The organism is Roseateles sp. YR242, assembly GCF_900109745.1.
In the GTDB taxonomy this organism is placed as follows: Bacteria; Pseudomonadota; Gammaproteobacteria; order Burkholderiales; family Burkholderiaceae_C; genus Roseateles.
On the sequence record NZ_FOAV01000010.1, the window covers coordinates 75,058 to 91,324 of the forward strand.

The 16,267-nt window shown below is 66.3% G+C and carries 15 protein-coding genes and 2 tRNA genes; 7 read left to right on the plus strand and 10 right to left on the minus strand.

The window, feature by feature from the left end; translation table 11 throughout:
• The first annotated feature begins 81 nt into the window (after positions 1-81).
• Positions 82-1,662, plus strand: coding sequence for a glycine betaine ABC transporter substrate-binding protein (locus tag BMY53_RS17895; protein WP_255370272.1), 1,581 nt, complete (start codon positions 82-84; stop codon positions 1,660-1,662).
• Here the strand turns inward: BMY53_RS17895 and BMY53_RS17900 are convergent.
• From BMY53_RS17900 to BMY53_RS17915, 4 genes are all read right to left on the minus strand, one after another.
• Positions 1,619-2,776 carry an HDOD domain-containing protein gene (locus tag BMY53_RS17900; RefSeq protein WP_092947861.1) on the minus strand — a complete coding sequence of 386 codons (1,158 nt, stop codon included), beginning with the start codon at positions 2,774-2,776 and terminating at the stop codon, positions 1,619-1,621. The two genes, BMY53_RS17895 and BMY53_RS17900, sit on opposite strands and share 44 nt — an antisense overlap.
• Before the next feature lie 214 nt (positions 2,777-2,990).
• A complete protein-coding gene (locus BMY53_RS17905; protein ID WP_092947862.1) occupies positions 2,991-3,728 on the minus strand; it encodes an ABC transporter ATP-binding protein in 738 nt (245 codons plus the stop codon).
• Between the two features lies 1 nt (position 3,729).
• Positions 3,730-5,490 carry a branched-chain amino acid ABC transporter ATP-binding protein/permease gene (locus tag BMY53_RS17910; RefSeq protein WP_255370273.1) on the minus strand — a complete coding sequence of 587 codons (1,761 nt, stop codon included), beginning with the start codon at positions 5,488-5,490 and terminating at the stop codon, positions 3,730-3,732.
• 58 nt (positions 5,491-5,548) lie between these two features.
• Complete coding sequence (locus BMY53_RS17915; protein ID WP_092947863.1) at positions 5,549-6,586, minus strand: branched-chain amino acid ABC transporter permease; 1,038 nt, start codon at positions 6,584-6,586, stop codon at positions 5,549-5,551.
• Between the two features lie 222 nt (positions 6,587-6,808).
• Here BMY53_RS17915 and BMY53_RS17920 point away from each other — a divergent pair, with 222 nt between their 5' ends.
• A complete protein-coding gene (locus tag BMY53_RS17920) occupies positions 6,809-7,567 on the plus strand; it encodes an enoyl-CoA hydratase/isomerase family protein (protein WP_092947864.1) in 759 nt (252 codons plus the stop codon).
• 38 nt (positions 7,568-7,605) lie between these two features.
• Here the strand turns inward: BMY53_RS17920 and BMY53_RS17925 are convergent, their stop codons facing one another.
• Complete coding sequence (locus BMY53_RS17925) at positions 7,606-8,127, minus strand: GAF domain-containing protein (protein ID WP_143074124.1); 522 nt, start codon at positions 8,125-8,127, stop codon at positions 7,606-7,608.
• Positions 8,128-8,744: 617 nt separating this feature from the next.
• Between BMY53_RS17925 and BMY53_RS17930 the strand changes: the two genes are divergently transcribed.
• Complete coding sequence (locus BMY53_RS17930; protein ID WP_067278790.1) at positions 8,745-8,981, plus strand: hypothetical protein; 237 nt, start codon at positions 8,745-8,747, stop codon at positions 8,979-8,981.
• A gap of 60 nt (positions 8,982-9,041) precedes the next feature.
• Here the strand turns inward: BMY53_RS17930 and BMY53_RS17935 are convergent, their stop codons facing one another.
• Positions 9,042-9,602: a thymidine kinase gene (locus BMY53_RS17935; RefSeq protein ID WP_092947866.1), complete on the minus strand. Its 561-nt coding sequence runs from the start codon at positions 9,600-9,602 to the stop codon at positions 9,042-9,044.
• A 186-nt stretch (positions 9,603-9,788) separates the two neighbouring features.
• On the opposite strand from BMY53_RS17935, the gene BMY53_RS17940 reads away from it, so the two are divergent.
• The 4 genes from BMY53_RS17940 to selD all read left to right on the plus strand — a co-directional run bounded on the left by BMY53_RS17940 (position 9,789) and on the right by selD (position 13,025).
• Positions 9,789-9,992: a hypothetical protein gene (locus BMY53_RS17940; RefSeq protein WP_092947867.1), complete on the plus strand. Its 204-nt coding sequence runs from the start codon at positions 9,789-9,791 to the stop codon at positions 9,990-9,992.
• 197 nt (positions 9,993-10,189) lie between these two features.
• On the plus strand, positions 10,190-11,182 hold the full coding sequence (locus tag BMY53_RS17945) for a ProQ/FinO family protein (RefSeq protein WP_143074125.1): 993 nt from the start codon (positions 10,190-10,192) through the stop codon (positions 11,180-11,182).
• Between the two features lie 100 nt (positions 11,183-11,282).
• Complete coding sequence (locus BMY53_RS17950; protein WP_255370274.1) at positions 11,283-11,891, plus strand: tRNA-uridine aminocarboxypropyltransferase; 609 nt, start codon at positions 11,283-11,285, stop codon at positions 11,889-11,891.
• Positions 11,892-11,921: 30 nt separating this feature from the next.
• Positions 11,922-13,025 (plus strand): selenide, water dikinase SelD, encoded by a 1,104-nt coding sequence (gene selD / locus BMY53_RS17955; RefSeq protein ID WP_092947870.1) that lies wholly within the window; start codon positions 11,922-11,924, stop codon positions 13,023-13,025.
• 115 nt (positions 13,026-13,140) lie between these two features.
• Here the strand turns inward: selD and BMY53_RS17960 are convergent, their stop codons facing one another.
• The 4 genes from BMY53_RS17960 to dsbD form a co-directional block, all read right to left on the minus strand.
• Complete coding sequence (locus BMY53_RS17960; RefSeq protein ID WP_092947871.1) at positions 13,141-13,707, minus strand: hypothetical protein; 567 nt, start codon at positions 13,705-13,707, stop codon at positions 13,141-13,143.
• Between the two features lie 195 nt (positions 13,708-13,902).
• Positions 13,903-13,979: transfer RNA gene (locus BMY53_RS17965), tRNA-Met, on the minus strand.
• 162 nt (positions 13,980-14,141) lie between these two features.
• Positions 14,142-14,218, minus strand: a tRNA-Met gene (locus BMY53_RS17970).
• 78 nt (positions 14,219-14,296) lie between these two features.
• Positions 14,297-16,243, minus strand: coding sequence for a protein-disulfide reductase DsbD (gene dsbD / locus BMY53_RS17975; RefSeq protein WP_092947872.1), 1,947 nt, complete (start codon positions 16,241-16,243; stop codon positions 14,297-14,299).
• Between the last annotated feature and the right edge of the window lie 24 nt (positions 16,244-16,267).

Genomic DNA, 16,267 nt, shown 5'->3' on the forward strand with positions numbered 1-16,267 from the left:
GCTTCGGCTTCGGCTTCGGCTTCGGATCATTCCAGGCTTCAGGGGCAAACGCACAACGCGTCGCCATCACCCACGCAGCCACTGCGAGTGGGCTCCAAGCGGTTCACCGAGAGCTACATCCTTGCCGAAGTGATCGCGCAGACCGTCCGGCGCCACGCCCCATCCGCGCAGGTGGACATCCGCCAGGGGCTGGGCAACACCGCCATCGTCCTGGCCGCACTCAAGTCCGGCAGCATCGATGTCTATGCCGAATACACCGGCACCATCGAGCGAGAGATCCTGGGGCGTACGAGCACGAGCACGAGCACGGATTCGGGTTCGGGCTCCAGCACGGGCACTGCCAGTGGGAGCGCGAATGGCGCCACCCTGGAAGAACTTCGAGCGGCCCTGCGCCCGCTCGGCCTCGGTGTGGATGTGCCCCTGGGTTTCAACAACGGTTATGCGCTGGCGCTGCCTGGCGAGACCTCCAGTCGGCTGGCGCTGACCAAGCTGTCTCAACTCAAGGACCACCCCACCCTGCGATTCGGGCTGAGCAACGAATTCATGGGGCGCGCCGATGGGTGGCCCGGCCTGGCCCGGCGTTACGGACTGCCGCAACGCCCCCAAGGGCTGGACCATGGCCTGGCCTACCAGGCCCTGCGCAGCAACCAGATCGACATCACCGACATCTACACCACGGATGCACAGATCGCGGCACAGCACCTGGTGGTGCTGGAAGACGACGATCACTACTTTCCGCGCTACGACGCCGTGCTGCTGTATCGCCTCGCATTGCCGCAGGACCATCCACAGGCGTGGCAGGCCTTGCAATCGCTGAAGGGTCGCATCAACGAGCCGCGCATGATCGCAATGAATGCCCAGGCAGAACTGCAAAAGCGCGACTTCGCGTCGATCGCCAGCGAGTTCCTGGCGCAGGGCACGAGCAACGCCGCATCCGCCGTTACCGCCGATGTCCACGGACGAGCGATGGCCAGCGCGCCCGCTGGCGCTGCATCCGGCGAGCAGAACACCTCATCCTCCGCGTCCAGCCTGGCGTCGCTCTGGGCCCGCATCGTCGGCCCCGATCTCTCCCGGCTGGCCGCGCAGCACCTGCTGCTGGTCGCCGTGGCCGTGGCGGTGGCCACGCTCATCGGCGTGCCACTGGCCATCCTGCTGCACCCGTGGCCGCGTTGGCGCGGCGCAGTGCTGGCCGTCTGTGCGCTGTTGCAGACCGTGCCGTCGCTTGCCCTGCTGGCGATCCTGATCTGGGCCATGGGGCGCATTGGCCCTGGGCCCGCACTGGTGGCACTGGCGCTTTATGCGCTGCTGCCCATCCTTCGCAACAGCACGGTGGGCCTCGATGAAGTGCCGCAAGGCCTGCTGCTGGCCGGCCAGGCACTGGGCCTGCGGCGCATCCAAGTGCTGCGCTTCATCCAACTGCCGCTGGCCCTGCCCGTGATGCTGGCCGGCGTACGCACCGCCACCAGCCTGTCCGTCGGCACCGCCACCATGGCCGCATTCATCGGTGCGGGCGGTTTCGGCGAGCGGATCGTGACCGGCCTGGCATTGAATGACCAGTCACTGCTGCTGGCCGGCGCGTTGCCGGCGGCCGGACTGGCGCTGGCGTTGGAAGCGGCGTTCAGCCTGCTGTCGAGAGGGCTGGCGCGTCGCCCGACGCATTGAAGCGTTCTTCCAGCGCGGCATAGGCACGCTGCTGCGCCAGGGACCAGTCCCCCAGTTGCGAGGCCGTCAGCCCCGGCTGCAGCAGGTGGCGCAGCGCCACGGCATGCGCCTCCCTAACGATGGCCGCCAGCACGGCCACCTCGGCCCCCTGCCCCGGACGAACCGCAATCGCCTCCGCCACACGGCCGGGAAAGCCCCAGTGCGTGACGATGCGCGCAGACCAGTCCGCCGTCAGCGGCAACAGTTGCCGGTGCAGCCCTTCACGGTCCAGCGAGGGGCGCTGGCCCACGGGCAGACCGTCCAGCACCCGCAGCAGCGCCATCAGGCCCACCTGCGCGCCCAGGCCGGCCAGGTAGGCCGCAAAACGCTCGTCCCCCGGTGGAGAGAGGCACATGGCGGCGAAGGCACAACGCTCGCTCAGGTCCCACGGCAGCGTGCCCGCCTGGCGGCTGAACCGGCCCTGCCGGTCCTGGTTGAAGATGGGGCGCATGGTGACGCGCAACACCACCTGGTTCAGGCCTTCGTGGCCAATGACCATGACGGCGCTGGCCAGGTCGGTGATCTCGCGCTCCGGCCGGTACATCGCCGAGTTGGCCATGCGCATCAGCTCTCCCACCAGGCTGGGATCACGCGAGAGCAGGTCCACCAGTTCTCGCGAGGAAAGGTTCTCGCGCCGCATCAGGCGCAACAATTGCGGCAGCACCGCCGGCAGGCGCGGCAACAGCTCGGCCCAGTCTGCGCCCGAGCGCGCATGCAGCCGCTGCAGCAGCGGCGCCTCCTGCGGATGCGGCGGCACATCGCGCAGGCGCTGGAAACCAAACAGGCGGGCACTGAAGCGCAACCACTCCGGTGTCGCCTGGAGCGTGGTGGCTGTGGCACCCGCCCCTACAAAGGCCGCGGCCGGCAAGGTCGAACCACCCACCGCAGACGCTTGGGTGGAGGGCACCGCCGCATGCGTGGCCGATACCTGCGGCGCGGGTACCGGCCCCTGCGATGGCGTACTGACGCCCGGGCTGCCGCTGCGGGTGACAGTCGAAGCCGTATCGCCACCCGGCTCAGAGGAGCGGTCGCCAGAGGTGGTCAGCAGTTTGCGCAGGGAGTTCAGCAGGGCCATGGTGTTCGCCGCAAATTATCTGGCGGCGCGGTGTCCCAGTGTGCCGGTGCGAAGCACGCCCCCTCATGCAAGGGTGCCGGTGTTGCGAGGATTCCGCACGCGGACGCGCTGCTTCGTGCATCCACACGAAGCGGAAACAATGCGGGCATAGGCGGGCTCAGTGACTGAGCGCCTGAGCTGAAGCAAAAGCTTGGGGAACCTCGGCGGAGGTTCATTAGGCCGAGGCGGCGCGACGGGCGCTGCCCAGGTAGGTGTCCACCACGCGCGCATCCCGCGCGAGCTCCGCGGCGGCCCCCTCCAGGGCGATCTCACCGGTCTCCAGCACATAGGCGTAGTCCGCCACCTCCAGCGCCGCACGAGCGTTCTGCTCGATGAGCAGGATGGACACACCGGTCTCCCGCAGCCGGGCCACGATGCGAAAGATGTCCTTCACGATCAGCGGCGCCAGGCCCAGGCTGGGTTCGTCCAGCATCAGCAGCTTGGGGCGCGCCATCAATGCACGGCCCACGGCCAGCATCTGGCGTTCGCCACCGGAGAGCGTGCCGGCGAGCTGGCTGCGACGTTCGCGCAAGCGAGGGAACAGTTCATAGACCCGGGGCAACTCCTCGCGCCAGTCCCGCTGGCCCAGCCGCATGGGGCGAAAGCCCCCCAGCACCAGGTTGTCCTCCACCGACATGGTGGTGAAGAGCTCGCGCTTCTCCGGCACCAGGGCCAGCCCCTTCATCACCCGTTGCTCCAGGTCCAGGCCCTGAAGGTCCTCACCATCAAAGCGGATCTCGCCGCGCGAGGGCAGTACGCCCATGAGCGCGTTCAGCGTGGTGCTCTTGCCCGCCCCATTGGGGCCGATGACGGTGACCACCTCGCCCTGGCGCAAGCGCAGGTTCAGCCCGGTCAGGACTTCCGCACGGCCATAACCGGCCTGCAGCCCAACAACCTGGAGAAGCTCGCTCATGTCAGTGCTCCGTGCCGAGATAGGCCGCGCGCACGGCGGGGCTGGCCTGGACTTCGGCCGGTGTGCCTTCGATCAGGCGGGTGCCGAACTCCATGACCACGATGCGATCGGTAAGGCCCATGACGAAGTCCATGTCGTGCTCCACCAGCAGGATGCTCAAACCCTCCTGGCGGAGCTGGCGCAGCACGTCGGCCAGCGCCTGTTTCTCCTTGAGGCGCAGGCCGGCGGCCGGCTCATCCAGCAGCAGCAGGGAGGGATCACTGCACAACGCACGCGCAATCTCCATGAGGCGCTGCGGCCCCAGCGCAAGGTTGCCAGCCAGCTCGTCCAGATGGTCCTGCATGCCGATACGCTGGAGCTGCCGCGCGGCTTCAGCCAGGAGGCGGCGTTCCTCTTCACGGTCCAGCCTCAGCATGGCCTTGAGCGTGCCGCTGCGCCCGCGCAGGTAACCGCCGAGGGCCACGTTCTCCAGCACCGTCATGTCGGGGATCATCTTCACATGCTGGAAGGTGCGCGACAGGCCCAGCCGCGCAATGCGCCGCGACGGCCAACCCGCCACCGGCGTGCCGCCCAGTTCGATGGTGCCCCCACTGGCAGGCAGCACGCCGGAGATGAGGTTGAAGGTGGTGGACTTGCCCGCACCGTTGGGGCCGATCAGGCCCATGATGTCCCCCGCGTGCAGCGTGAAGCTCACGTCGTTGACGGCCACCAGGCCGCCGAACTGCTTGCGCAACCGGTCCACGCGCAGCAAGGGCTCGCCGCGCGGGGGACGCGGGCGGCTGGGCAACGCGGCCGCGCCCTGCCAATCCCTGCGCCGCCCGGCCTGTGGCCAGCGCCGGGCAGCCAGCAGCTGCACCGCCGGCCACAGCCCCTTGGGGGCGTACTTGAGCATGAGCACCAGCACCACCCCCAGCACAATGATCTCGAAGTTGCCATTGCTTCCCAGCAAGCGGGGTAGCAATTCCTTCAGCTGGTCCTCGATCACCTTGAACACACCCGCCCCGACAAAGGCCCCCCAAACGCTGGAGACACCGCCCACCACCGTCATGAACAAGTATTCGATCCCCATGCGCAGGCCGAAGGGGCTGGGATTGACGGTGCGCTGCACATGCGCAAACAGCCAACCGGACACCGAGGCCAGCAGCGCCGCGATGAGGAAGACAATGACCTTGTAGCGGAAGGTGGAGACCCCCATGGCCTCGGCCATGACCGTGGCGCCACCGAGCGCGCGGATGGCGCGGCCGGGGCGGGAATCCAGCAGATGGCGAACCGCCACGGCACCCAGCACGGCACACAGCCAGATCAGGTAGTACATGGCCCGGCCATCCGCCAGGCTGATGCCGAAGAACTGCAGTGCTGGCACCCCCAGGATGCCGTCGTACTTGCCCAGCAGGTCGAGGTTGGCAATGGTGTAGTTGAGGCTGAGGGCCCAGGCAATGGTGGCCAGCGGCAGGTAGTGGCCCGACATGCGCAAGGTGATCCAGCCCAGCACCAGCGCCACGCCCAACGTGAGCAGCAGCCCGGCCACGAGGCCGAGCCAGGGCGAGAGGCCATAACGGGTGCTCAGCAAGGCGGTGGCATAGGCCCCCAGGCCGACGAAGGCCGCCTGGCCAAACGAGGTGAGGCCCGCCACGCCGGTGAGCAGCACCAGGCCCAGCACCACCAGCGCAAACATGCCGATGTAGTTGGCCTGGGTGATCCAGAACTCCGGCACCGGCAGCAGGGGAAGCGCCGCCAGGAGCAGCCACACCGCCCCAGCCATCACTCGGTTCGCGCGGCTCGCGTGGTTCGCGCGGGTCGGGCCGCTCGCGCTGGTCACATCAGTGCTCTTCATGGTGCGGGTCACGCCAGCTGCGCCACAGCAGCACGGGAAGGATGGTGGTGAAGACGATGACTTCCTTGAAGGCGCTGGCCCAGAAGGAACTGAAGGCCTCGATCAGGCCCACCATCAATGCACCGACCGCAGCGCCGGGGTAGCTCGCCAGGCCGGCAAAGACGGCGGCCACGAAGCCCTTGAGGCCGATGAGGAAGCCGCTGTCGTAGAAGATGGTGGTGGTCGGGCTGATGAGCAGGCCCGACAAGGCGCCGATGAACGCGGCCAGCGTGAAGGACAGGCGGCCAGCCGATGCGCTGGAGATGCCCATCAGCCGGGCACCTAGCCGGTTCACGGCCGTGGCGCGCAGCGCCTTGCCATGCAGGCTCTTCTCGAAGAAGAGCCACAGGGCCAGGATGAGCGCCACCGAGGCACCGATGATGATCACGGCCTGGCCCGACAGCATCCATGGGCCGGCCGCGAAGGTGGCATCCCAGAAGCTGGGGTTGCGGGAGCCCTCCGCGCCGAAGAACACCAGCCCCAGCCCGGTGAGCGCAAAGTGCACGCCGACCGACACGATCAGCAGCACCAGCACCGACGCATCCGCCAGCGACTGATAGGCCAGCCGATAAAGCAGACCGCCCATGGGCGTGACGATGCCCAAGGTGAGCAAGACCTGCACCAACAGCGGCAGCTTCATCGGCGCCAGCCAGAACGCGACAACACCGATGAGCAAGGGCGGCCAGGCACGCATGGCGACGCCCTTGAAGGCCTTGGCCAAGGGCTGGCGTGCGCGCCACGCAGCGACCAGGTCCAGCACCGCTGCCAGCGCGGCCAGCAGGAGGAGAAAGTGGATGGTCAGCGGCGTCCGGCCCAGTTGCAGGCCTGCCAGCGTGAGCGCGCCGAAGGCGACGAATTCCCCCTGGGGAATGAAGATGACGCGGGTGACCGCAAAGACCAGGACCAGCGCCAATGCCAGCAGCGCATAGATGGCGCCATTGGTGAGCCCGTCCAGCATGAGAATGCCCGCGATCGTCCCGTCCACCTTGTCTCCAGCGATGGGTTGTGTGACTGTTATGGAACTTCTGCATCACTCCTCGCGGCCGAGGTGACCCCGCTTCGGCTCGCGGGAGTCATGCAGAGGGTCCTTATCTTTCAGGCCACTCTATCGACAATCATCTTGCGAGCCGTCAGTGGATGCCGCATTGACAAGCCGGCACCGCACCGGCCGACCGGTCGGTCGAGGGGCCACGGCTAGACTGCAGCCATGGCTCAAAACACGCCCTCCCTGGAGATCCACGGCCCGTTGGCCCGCATCACCCTGCGCCGCCCCAAGGTGGCCAACCGGCTGGAATTGCCCGACCTGCAGGCCCTTCAGGACCATCTGGCCACGGTGAATGCCAACCCGGCGATAGGCGTGCTGCTGCTGCAGGCGCAGGGCCGGCATTTCTGCAGCGGCTTCCATATCGATGCCGTGCCCGGCGTGGATGCCGGCGCACTGTTCGAAGCTCTGACGAATGCCTGGGAAGGCGCACGGCCGATCACCGTCGCGGCCCTTCAAGGCGGCGTGTATGGCGGGGCCACGGACCTGGCCTTGGCCTGCGATTTCCGGCTGGGCGTGCGCGCCTGCGAGATGTTCGTGCCTGCGGCCCGCCTGGGCCTGCATTTTTATCGCGGCGGCATGGAGCGGTATGTGCAGCGCCTGGGGCTGTCCACAGCCAAACGCCTGCTGCTGGCCTGCGAGACCTTTCAGGCGCAGGCCATGTTGGACATGGGATTTCTAGACCAGTTGCACGATGACAGTGACGCGCTGCAACAGGCCACCGATGCGTTGTGCGAGCGGCTGGGCGGGTTGGCGCCGCTGGCACTGGCAGGCATGAAACGCCACCTGAACGCCATTGCCCAAGGGCAGTTGGACGGCGACGCCCTGCAGGCCGATATCGACCGCTGCAATGCCTCCGAGGATCTGGCTGAAGGTGTGAAGGCCTGGAGAGACAAACGCACGCCGACGTTTGTTGGCCGCTGAAGGCAAGGCGGCGGGCCTGGCCCTTCAGACCTCAGACCTCAGACCGTTTCGAGTTCATGCCTCATTCCGTGCAGGCGCAGGCAGGCTTTGGCGGTGGCACGGCGCAGGTCAAGCTCTTCACGCTTGGTCCAGGCACGTGGATCGTCTCGCTGACCCAGGGCCAACACACCAACGGTGCGGCCGTTGATCTGCCCCCCCATGTCCAGCATGGCGCGCCAGGTGGCCAGCGGCAGTCCCTGCAGACGTGCATCCGTCACGGAATCCTCGCAGCGGAAGACGCCTTCGCGAAGCAGAGTGTCGAAGTAGCCAGGGAAGGCCTGCTGATCACAGACCGGCTTTTGTTGACTCGGGCCGTCCGATTCGAAGCTGCCCAGGCAGCGCAGCCGATAACGGCCGGGCGCACCGTCCAGCAGCCAGAGGCTGGCATGCGAGGCGGCAAAGTGCTGGCACAGGGCTTCACTGATCTGGCGGGCAAAGCTGCCGAGGCCCGCGCGGCCTTCCCATTCCAAGGTCTGCGCTGCCGTCCGCATGGCGGAGAACAACGCCTCAATCCTGTCCATTCAATGCGCTCGCTTCCCTGATGTTGCGCGGCGAAACCGCCGCGTGACTGCGCTACCCACTGAACGACCTGCCACGTGCCAGGCAGCGGCCCGGCTCTCGAAAGCCCGCCTCTGCACCATGCGCGCAGCACCGCCCCCTCATGGAGACAGCCAGTCCTGCACCGCGGTGCAGGATGCAGTTTCATGAGCGCAGTGTCATGCGCGGATCGTTGCGGGTTGATTGCGGGGCGTGGAGAAGTGACTCCACACCACCGCTGCGTTTGACTGCTGCGCGACCCGAACGACTTCTTGTCCTGCTTGTTGTTGGCGCCTGGGTAACCGGCGCTGGCGGATTCTAGGTATTTTCCCTAGATCACGCCAAGGCGTTACATGCCTGCGTTACATGTTCGCGCAATGTTGCCCGCTGAGCGCCCGTACGCACCGGCTTGGTGTGCAGAGCGACCTCAATTGGAGGGCATTAGCGATGGCCCGATACGAGGAGGGTCCCGCTTATAGGAAAATAGCGCTTTCGCCGCTCGCCTTCAGGGAGGCATGGACGTGCGCTCATGCACGATATCAGGGATACCAGTGGTATCAGCGGCAACAGGTATTTCACCCTTATCAAGATCAGGATCAGCGTGGCCAAGGATACGACCAAGACGACCATCGAAGCTGATGGATTGCGCTATCGCTCTAAAGCTCCCGGTTCGCCGTTCGCGGCAACCTCCTCGTTCGGCGCGGCCACCATGTCGTGCTTCCTATGCGGCAAGCATCGCCCTCGGGCGCTGCTGAAGTCACGCAAGCTGCTGGGCAAGTCCCAACCGGTATGCGCGCCTTCTTGCAAGGAGCTGGAGGAACAACTCACAAAGAAGTAAGCCCAGGCTAACTTCATTGTTGGAACGGGCGCTGCAGGTCTGCTGCGGCGCCTGGTCTGCTCAGGCCGCGCGAAAGCAGCGGCCGCAGACCGAGCGGTAACGGGAGTTGCCGCCAATCTCGACCTGCGCCCCTTCGGTCTGTTTGCGACCGGACGCGTCTACGCGCATGTTCATCGTGGCCTTGCGACCACAATCGCAGATGGTCTTCATCTCATCCATTTCATCCGCCAAGCCCAGCAGCGACGCTGAGCCGGGGAAAAGCTCGCCCTGGAAATCGGTGCGCAAGCCGTAGCAGATGACGGGAATGTGCTGGATGTGAGCAATCTCATGCAGGGCCCAAACCTGGGTCTTGGTGAGGAACTGCGCCTCGTCGATCAGCACACAGGCGATGTGGGGGGTGGCCGCCAGCAGGGCGCGGAAGTCCGAGTCCCGTGTGAAGACCTCGGTATGACGCTGGGGCCCCAGGCGGGACGTCACCATGCCATGGCCGTAGCGATCGTCCACGGAGGCCGTGAAGATCCGCACCTTGTGCCCGCGCTCCTCATAGTTGTGCGCCACCTGCAGCAGTGCGGTGGATTTGCCGGCATTCATCGCGGCGTACCGAAAAAACAATTTGGCCATTGGGGGCGATTGTCGGCGCATTTGCGACCGTTCGTCGGCCCGGCGCTGTTGCGGCCCCACACCCCCGGGCAAGCGATGTAGCGGGGCGTCACATGCGCCGCCTACTATCAATGTGCGAGGGAATCCAGGAGCCTGCGCGCGTTCATGGCGCGGGTGCCGTCTAAAAGCGTCAAGCAAAGCGAGACCATGAGTAAAGACACCTGCACCGCCGTTCGGGATGACGGCCTGCGTTATGCCTCCAAGCTGGGGGGATCGCCATTCCAGGGGAGCGGACAGACGCGCTCCTGCTTCAAATGCGGGCGCCATCGCCCGCCCAGCAGCCTGCAGTCCAAACGAATCCTGGGGCGTACCGAACTGATCTGTAAACCGGCCTGCGAACCCAAGGTCTGACGAACCGAACCGGTTCGTACGCATTGACCGGAAAAGGCGCTCTCGGCGTCATTTTCCACACGGCCAGCTGACACCCGGTGAGGCGACTGCCGGGTCCGGTTCAGTGCCGGTCATCCATTTGAGATTTGCCACGCCTGCGCGGCTATGGGCACAATCCCCCTTTTTCCCGGATGGCCGGCCTGCGCGCCGCACGATTCATGTCTTCCAGCACCCAGCCGACCCCGGCGCAACCCGGCGAAGCCGTTTCCTCGACGCCTGACACCTCGGCAGCCGCTACCACCCCGGTGACCACCACGGTGACAGCGACTGTGCCGGCGGCTGTGCCAGCACCTGAGGCCACACCCGAAGCCACGCCCGATGCGGAGGCCGCCAAGCCGTCCGCGGAAGAAGCCTCGCCCTGGGCCGACACCGTCGCCGTCGATCCCGCCGATCAGGTGGAACCTGTCGAAGGCGAGGCGCCGGAAGCCACTGACACCGCCGCTGGCGGCCAGCACCCCCCGAAAAGCAGCGACAAGAACGCTGGCAAGAACGCTGGTGAAGGCTCCCGTGTGGACGTCCAGGCCGTGGCCGCTGCGTTGAAGGAGCTTTTCCCCGCCCTCTTCAGCGGCCCCGCCAAGCCTTTGAAGCTGCGTGTCCAGGCCGACATTCAGCAGCGCGCTCCTGGCAAGTTCAGCAAGCAGCAGTTGTCCGCCTTCCTGCGTCGTTACACGGGTGGCACGGGTTACCTGATCGGCCTGACAAAGGCGAAGCAACGCTTTGACCTGGACGGCCAGCCGGCTGGCGAGATCACCGATGAACACCGCGAGGCCGCTCAGCAGGAGCTGGTCCGCCGTCGTGGGGTGACCGAGACCCGCCGTGCGGACGAGGAACGTGGCCGCCAGGAACGCGCGCAATTGCTGCGTGATTTCTCCCGCACCACGCTGACGCCGGCGAACTTCTGCGCCCTCAAGGGGCTGACGCAGGAGCAACTGGACGCCCAACTGGCGCTGGCGCGTGAAGAAGCCGCTCAGCAGCCGCCGCGCCCGGCGCGCGATGACCGTCCGCCGCGAGGTGGCGATCGCCGTCCGCAAGGGCAAGGCCGCCCGGGTGGGGACCGCCGTGCTGAAGGCGGACAACGCCCGCCACGCGGTGAAGGTCAGGGTCAGGGCCGGCCGGAGGGGGGCCGCCGCCCTCCCCGCCGCAACGGCTGAGATGCGCCGCGGTGCCGGGCAGTCCTGGACACCGGCATCACCGGAGGGCTTGGGAGCGGATGCCAGCGCATGCCTGGCGCCGTCGCCTGCGCCTCTGTCGTTGAGGGCGCGCTGCCCGCATTGCACCCGCCCGCTTGAAGGCTGCTGGTGCAGCTGCGTGCAGCCGATCAGCAATCCGGTTCCGCTACTGATCCTGCAGCATCCGGATGAAGTTCATCAGGCCAAGAACACGGCAGCCCTGCTGCACCGTTGCCTGGATCATTCGACCCTGCAAGTGGGTGAACAGTTCGCGGCGCCCGCCACCATGGCGGGCATGGTGCTGCTCTACCCCGACACGCCTGGTGATGTGCGCCTGCCTGCACCGCCCACCTGGCGGCAGGGTCCCGATGGGCCCGTGCAGACACTCGTGGTGCTGGACGCCACCTGGCGCAAGAGCCGCCGCATGCTCTACCTGAACCCCTGGCTGGCCGCACTGCCCCGCCTGAGCCTGCAAGCCGCACCGCCTTCGCGCTACGCCATTCGCCGCGCCCAGGGTGAGGACCAGCGAAGCACCCTCGAAGCCAGCGCATGGGCGCTGGCGCAATTGGACGGAAACACCGGGCGCTATGCGCCGTTGTGGAGGGCCATGGAAGGCTTCGTGGCGCTGCAGCAGCGCCTGCTGCGCGATGGACGTGCCCGACGCACCCAGGCGGCTGATCACAGCAGTTAAGCTGATGGCGTGAAGTCCCCGGAGATTTCGATGAGCCCAGCCCGCGACGCCAACGCCAACGCAAACATCACCGGCACCCGCACCGGCAACGAACCTCGCCTCACCTCGCTCTCGCACGGCGGAGGCTGCGGCTGCAAGATCGCCCCAGGTGTGTTGTCCGAGATCCTGAAGGGGGCCGCCGCGCTGCCGATGCCGCCTGAACTGTTGGTGGGCATCGAGACGTCCGATGACGCCGCCGTCTATCGCCTCAACGATCAACAGGCGCTGGTGGCCACCACCGATTTCTTCATGCCCATCGTGGACGACCCGTATGACTTCGGGCGCATTGCCGCGACCAATGCCATCAGCGATGTGTATGCGATGGGCGGCCGGCCGATCATGGCGCTCGCGCTGGTGGGCATGCCAATCTCGGTGCTGAGTACCGCCACCATCGGCCGCATCCTGGAGGGCGGCGCTTCCATCTGCCGCGAGGCCGGCATTCCCATCGCCGGTGGCCACACCATTGACTCGGTGGAGCCCATCTATGGCCTGGTGGCGCTGGGGCTGGTGCACCCGGATCGCGTGCGCCGCAATGCGGATGCGCAGCCTGGCGACGTGCTGGTGCTGGGCAAGGCCCTGGGGGTGGGCGTGATGTCGGCGGCCCTGAAGAAGGGACATTTGAGCGACCCGCTGTATCAACGCATGCTGTCGACCACCACCCAGCTCAATACGCCGGGGCCCGATCTGGCCACCATCGACGGCGTGCATGCCATCACCGACGTGACGGGCTTCGGTCTGGCGGGACATGCGCTGGAGCTGGCACGCGGATCGCGCTGCCAGGTGGTGCTGGACTGGCAGGCCGTGCCCTTGCTGCCGGGGGTGCCGGCGCTGGTGCGTGAGGGATTCATCACCGGGGCATCCGGGCGCAACTGGGCAGCCTATGGGCAGGAGGTCGAGCTCGCCGCCACCCTGCCTGCCCAGACGCAGGCACTGCTCAGTGATCCGCAGACCAGCGGCGGCCTGCTGGTGTCCTGTACACCCCACGCGCTGGGGGACGTGATGCAGACATTCGCACGACATGGCTTCGACGCCGCTGCGGTGGTGGGCCGGGTGGAATCCCGACCAGCGGCTCAGCGCCCGCTGGTGGTGGCCTAGGCCTGGGCCGCAGGCCTCGCACAGCCCAGCCGCTGACGACCGCATGGCGCTGATGGCGTCGGCGAGGCCGCACTGTCGTCATTGACAGCCGTCGGACTGATGTTGGCCGAGGGGTTCAGCCTGCCGCGATGAAGCGGTCCGCACGTGCCGCCTCAATCACGCGATGCGTGTTCTGGAAGACGAGATCCAGGGGGCGCAGCAGGTCCAGCCAACCATTGGGCTGAGCGAACCATTGGGCCAGTTCCCATCCGTCGAAGACCGGGACCAGCTCGCCCACCACGGACTGCACGTCGGGATTGGGCCGCATGTCCGCATCGAACTGGAACAGCGGCATCCACACCAACCCCGACCAATCGAACTGGATCAGCCGGCCTTCGAGGCGCGCGCGCATCAGTTGCTCCAGACAGCGGCCGCCCTGGTCGCCACCCAGGCGCACCACCTCGCGATCACGGGCAAGTCCGCCGGTGGCACGGAAGGCATTCAGCAGCTGAAGGAAATGTTCGTCGCCACGCCGCCGCAACCAGGCATGACGCCCACCCAGCGTGCCGCCGCGCAGCAGATCTGCATCCTGGAGGGGATCATTGCAGCGGGAGGGATCGGCCTTGTCCACCAACGGAAGGATGGCGGCGGGGAGGCCGGCGGCCCGTTGAGGATCGAACCGCGTGTTGATCGAGTCGTCCATACGGCCTCCAGCGTTGCGCATGGTGTGGACTATGGACGGCGGCAGGCGCATTGACGCCTGCCTTGCGCAGCGGAAGCAGCTCCCCCATAGGGAAGGTGGGCGCGTGCCTCCAGGGGCGGTTCATTGAGCCCGAGACGGAAACGGAAACGGAAACGAAAAAGCCGCTCCGACGATGGCCGGAACGGCTTTTGATGATGGTTGCGGGGGCAGGATTTGAACCTACGACCTTTGGGTTATGAGCCCAACGAGCTACCAGACTGCTCCACCCCGCGACTGTCTTGTCGCGACCGAAAAGTGATGATCACTATCGGTCTTATCGGACCCTGGCTGACATCTTGCATTCGATGTCTTGCCCGGTCTCGTCCGTTCAATCTCGTTCGCCCGAATAACGTGCCAATCAAGACAACACGTTGATTCCAACGAACTCCGTATGCTGGTTGCGGGGGCAGGATTTGAACCTACGACCTTTGGGTTATGAGCCCAACGAGCTACCAGACTGCTCCACCCCGCGACTGAGAAAAAGAGTGTAGCACGGATAAGCTGAGTGAGGCCATCTCACTCTCGATTCATTGCTAAAAGAGCCTCTGCATCATTCGGCGTGAGTCGGAATGCCAGCGGTCTGCAGCGATTGCAGGAAACGTTCAGCATCCTGGAATCCAATGACCCGGATGTTGGTGATCTCTTCGCCGTTGGCGCCAAAGAAGATGGTGCCCGGCGGGCCGAAGAGATGGAATCGCTTGAGCAGCTCACGGTCTTGCGCACTGTTGGCCGTGACATCAGCCTTGAGCAGCAGCATGCCGGCCAGCTGGGCGCGCACACGGGCATCGGTGAAAGTGAAGCGCTCCATCTCCTTGCACGACACACACCAGTCCGCATAGAAATCCAGCATCACTGGTTTGCCAGCCGTACGTAGCGCGTCCTCCAGCTCGGCCACGCTGCTGATCTTGCGAAAGCTCACCTCCGCGGCCGCCGGCGCCGCTACTGCGGCCGAGCTCACCGCCGCCACAGACGGACCAGCGGTCAGCCCCGCCAAAGGCTTCAACGGGTCGGTACCGCCCGCTGCCACACCCACAAACTGAGCGAGCCCGAAAACGGCGGCGGCCATCGCCACACTTTTTCGCAGCCAGGTCCGGGGGGCGTGCGGCTCGGTGGCATGGAACAGTCCAAACAGGCCGGCCAGACCGATCAGCCAGGCGCCCCACAGCAGTTGCGCCACCACATGCGGCAGCACCGGCTGCGTGATCCACAGCGCCACGGCCAGCAGCAGCAGGCCGAAGAAGTACTTGACCGTGTCCATCCATGCGCCCGCCCGCGGGAGCAAGGTACCCGCCGACAAGCCGACGAGCAGCAAGGGCACGCTCATGCCGCATGCCAGCGCATAGAGGGCGCCGCCACCCAGCCAGACATCACCCGTCTGGCCGATATAGACCAGCAACGTCGCCAGCGGTGCGGCGACGCAGGGGCTGACGATCAGGGCGGACAAGGCCCCCATGACAAACACGCTGGCGTAACGCCCGCCGGGCAGGCGCTGGGTGACGCCGGACACTCCGCTGGTGAAGCGGGTGGGCAGCTGAAGCTCATAGACGCCGAACATGGAGAGCGACAACACCACCAGCAGCAGACCGAACACGGTCAGCACCCAGGGCTTTTGCAGGTAGGCCGCCAGACCACCGCCGATCAGCGCGGCCGCGACACCCAGCGCGGTGTAGATCAATGCCATGCCTTGGGAATACGAGAGGGCCAGCAGGAAGCCACGTGTACGTGAGACCTGCGTGCCCTGCCCCACGATGATGGAGGACAGGATGGGCACCATCGGCAACACGCAGGGTGTGAAGGACATCAGCACACCCAGCAGGAAGGCGGCCGCCAGGGCGCCCCAGAGTTGGCCGGACTCCAGCAGACGCTGCAGGCCGGAGCCGTCGGCCAGATCCAGCGCACTGGTGGTGGATTTGGCGGCGGGCGTTTCTGCCTTCTGGCCATTGCCCGCAGCGCTGTTGCCGTCAGTTGCAGCGGTCGTTGCCGTGGCCGCCACCGCCTGCGAGAGCCCAAAGCCGCTCATGGCGTTCTTGGATGCCGAAATCTTCACCGACCCGTCACCACCGAAACCACGCAGGCCCAGGACCACGTCGCTGGTCAAGGGTGGATAACACAGGCCCTTGTCCGCGCAGCCCTGGCCCGTCAGCGCCAGGTGCAGCGGCGCTGCCTCCAGGGAGGCCACAGGCACGTCCAGCGTGAGCTGCTCGCGGTAAGTCTCGACTTCCTTGTTAAAGGTCTCGTCGAACTTGCGCTTGGGCTTGGGCCAGTTGATGGGCCCCAGGCTGGCTCCAGTCGCTTCCAGCTTGAACTGGTCCCGGTACATGTAATAGCCAGGGGCGATATCGAAGCGAAGGCGGAACTGCCGGTCACCCACGAGCTCGACGCTGACCTTGAAGGCCTGTTCGGGGTCCAGGAAGTCGTCGGCATGGGCGGCTTGCGCCAGGCCAACGGCCAACAGCAGCAGGCACAGCAGCCGACGGATCAACGGGAAGACATTCATGAGCACGGCGACGACGAGAGGAAA

What these genes read in the sequence shown, in the direction of transcription:
- BMY53_RS17900 (WP_092947861.1), bottom strand. Translation starts at nt 2,776, where the DNA reads ATGGCCCTGCTGAACTCCCTGCGCAAACTGCTGACCACCTCTGGCGAC.
- selD (WP_092947870.1), top strand. Translation starts at nt 11,922, where the DNA reads ATGAGCCCAGCCCGCGACGCCAACGCCAACGCAAACATCACCGGCACC.
- BMY53_RS17905 (WP_092947862.1), bottom strand. Translation starts at nt 3,728, where the DNA reads ATGAGCGAGCTTCTCCAGGTTGTTGGGCTGCAGGCCGGTTATGGCCGT.
- BMY53_RS17940 (WP_092947867.1), top strand. Translation starts at nt 9,789, where the DNA reads ATGAGTAAAGACACCTGCACCGCCGTTCGGGATGACGGCCTGCGTTAT.
- BMY53_RS17910 (WP_255370273.1), bottom strand. Translation starts at nt 5,490, where the DNA reads ATGGCTGGGGCGGTGTGGCTGCTCCTGGCGGCGCTTCCCCTGCTGCCG.
- dsbD (WP_092947872.1), bottom strand. Translation starts at nt 16,243, where the DNA reads ATGAATGTCTTCCCGTTGATCCGTCGGCTGCTGTGCCTGCTGCTGTTG.
- BMY53_RS17960 (WP_092947871.1), bottom strand. Translation starts at nt 13,707, where the DNA reads ATGGACGACTCGATCAACACGCGGTTCGATCCTCAACGGGCCGCCGGC.
- BMY53_RS17945 (WP_143074125.1), top strand. Translation starts at nt 10,190, where the DNA reads ATGTCTTCCAGCACCCAGCCGACCCCGGCGCAACCCGGCGAAGCCGTT.
- BMY53_RS17935 (WP_092947866.1), bottom strand. Translation starts at nt 9,602, where the DNA reads ATGGCCAAATTGTTTTTTCGGTACGCCGCGATGAATGCCGGCAAATCC.
- BMY53_RS17925 (WP_143074124.1), bottom strand. Translation starts at nt 8,127, where the DNA reads ATGGACAGGATTGAGGCGTTGTTCTCCGCCATGCGGACGGCAGCGCAG.
- BMY53_RS17920 (WP_092947864.1), top strand. Translation starts at nt 6,809, where the DNA reads ATGGCTCAAAACACGCCCTCCCTGGAGATCCACGGCCCGTTGGCCCGC.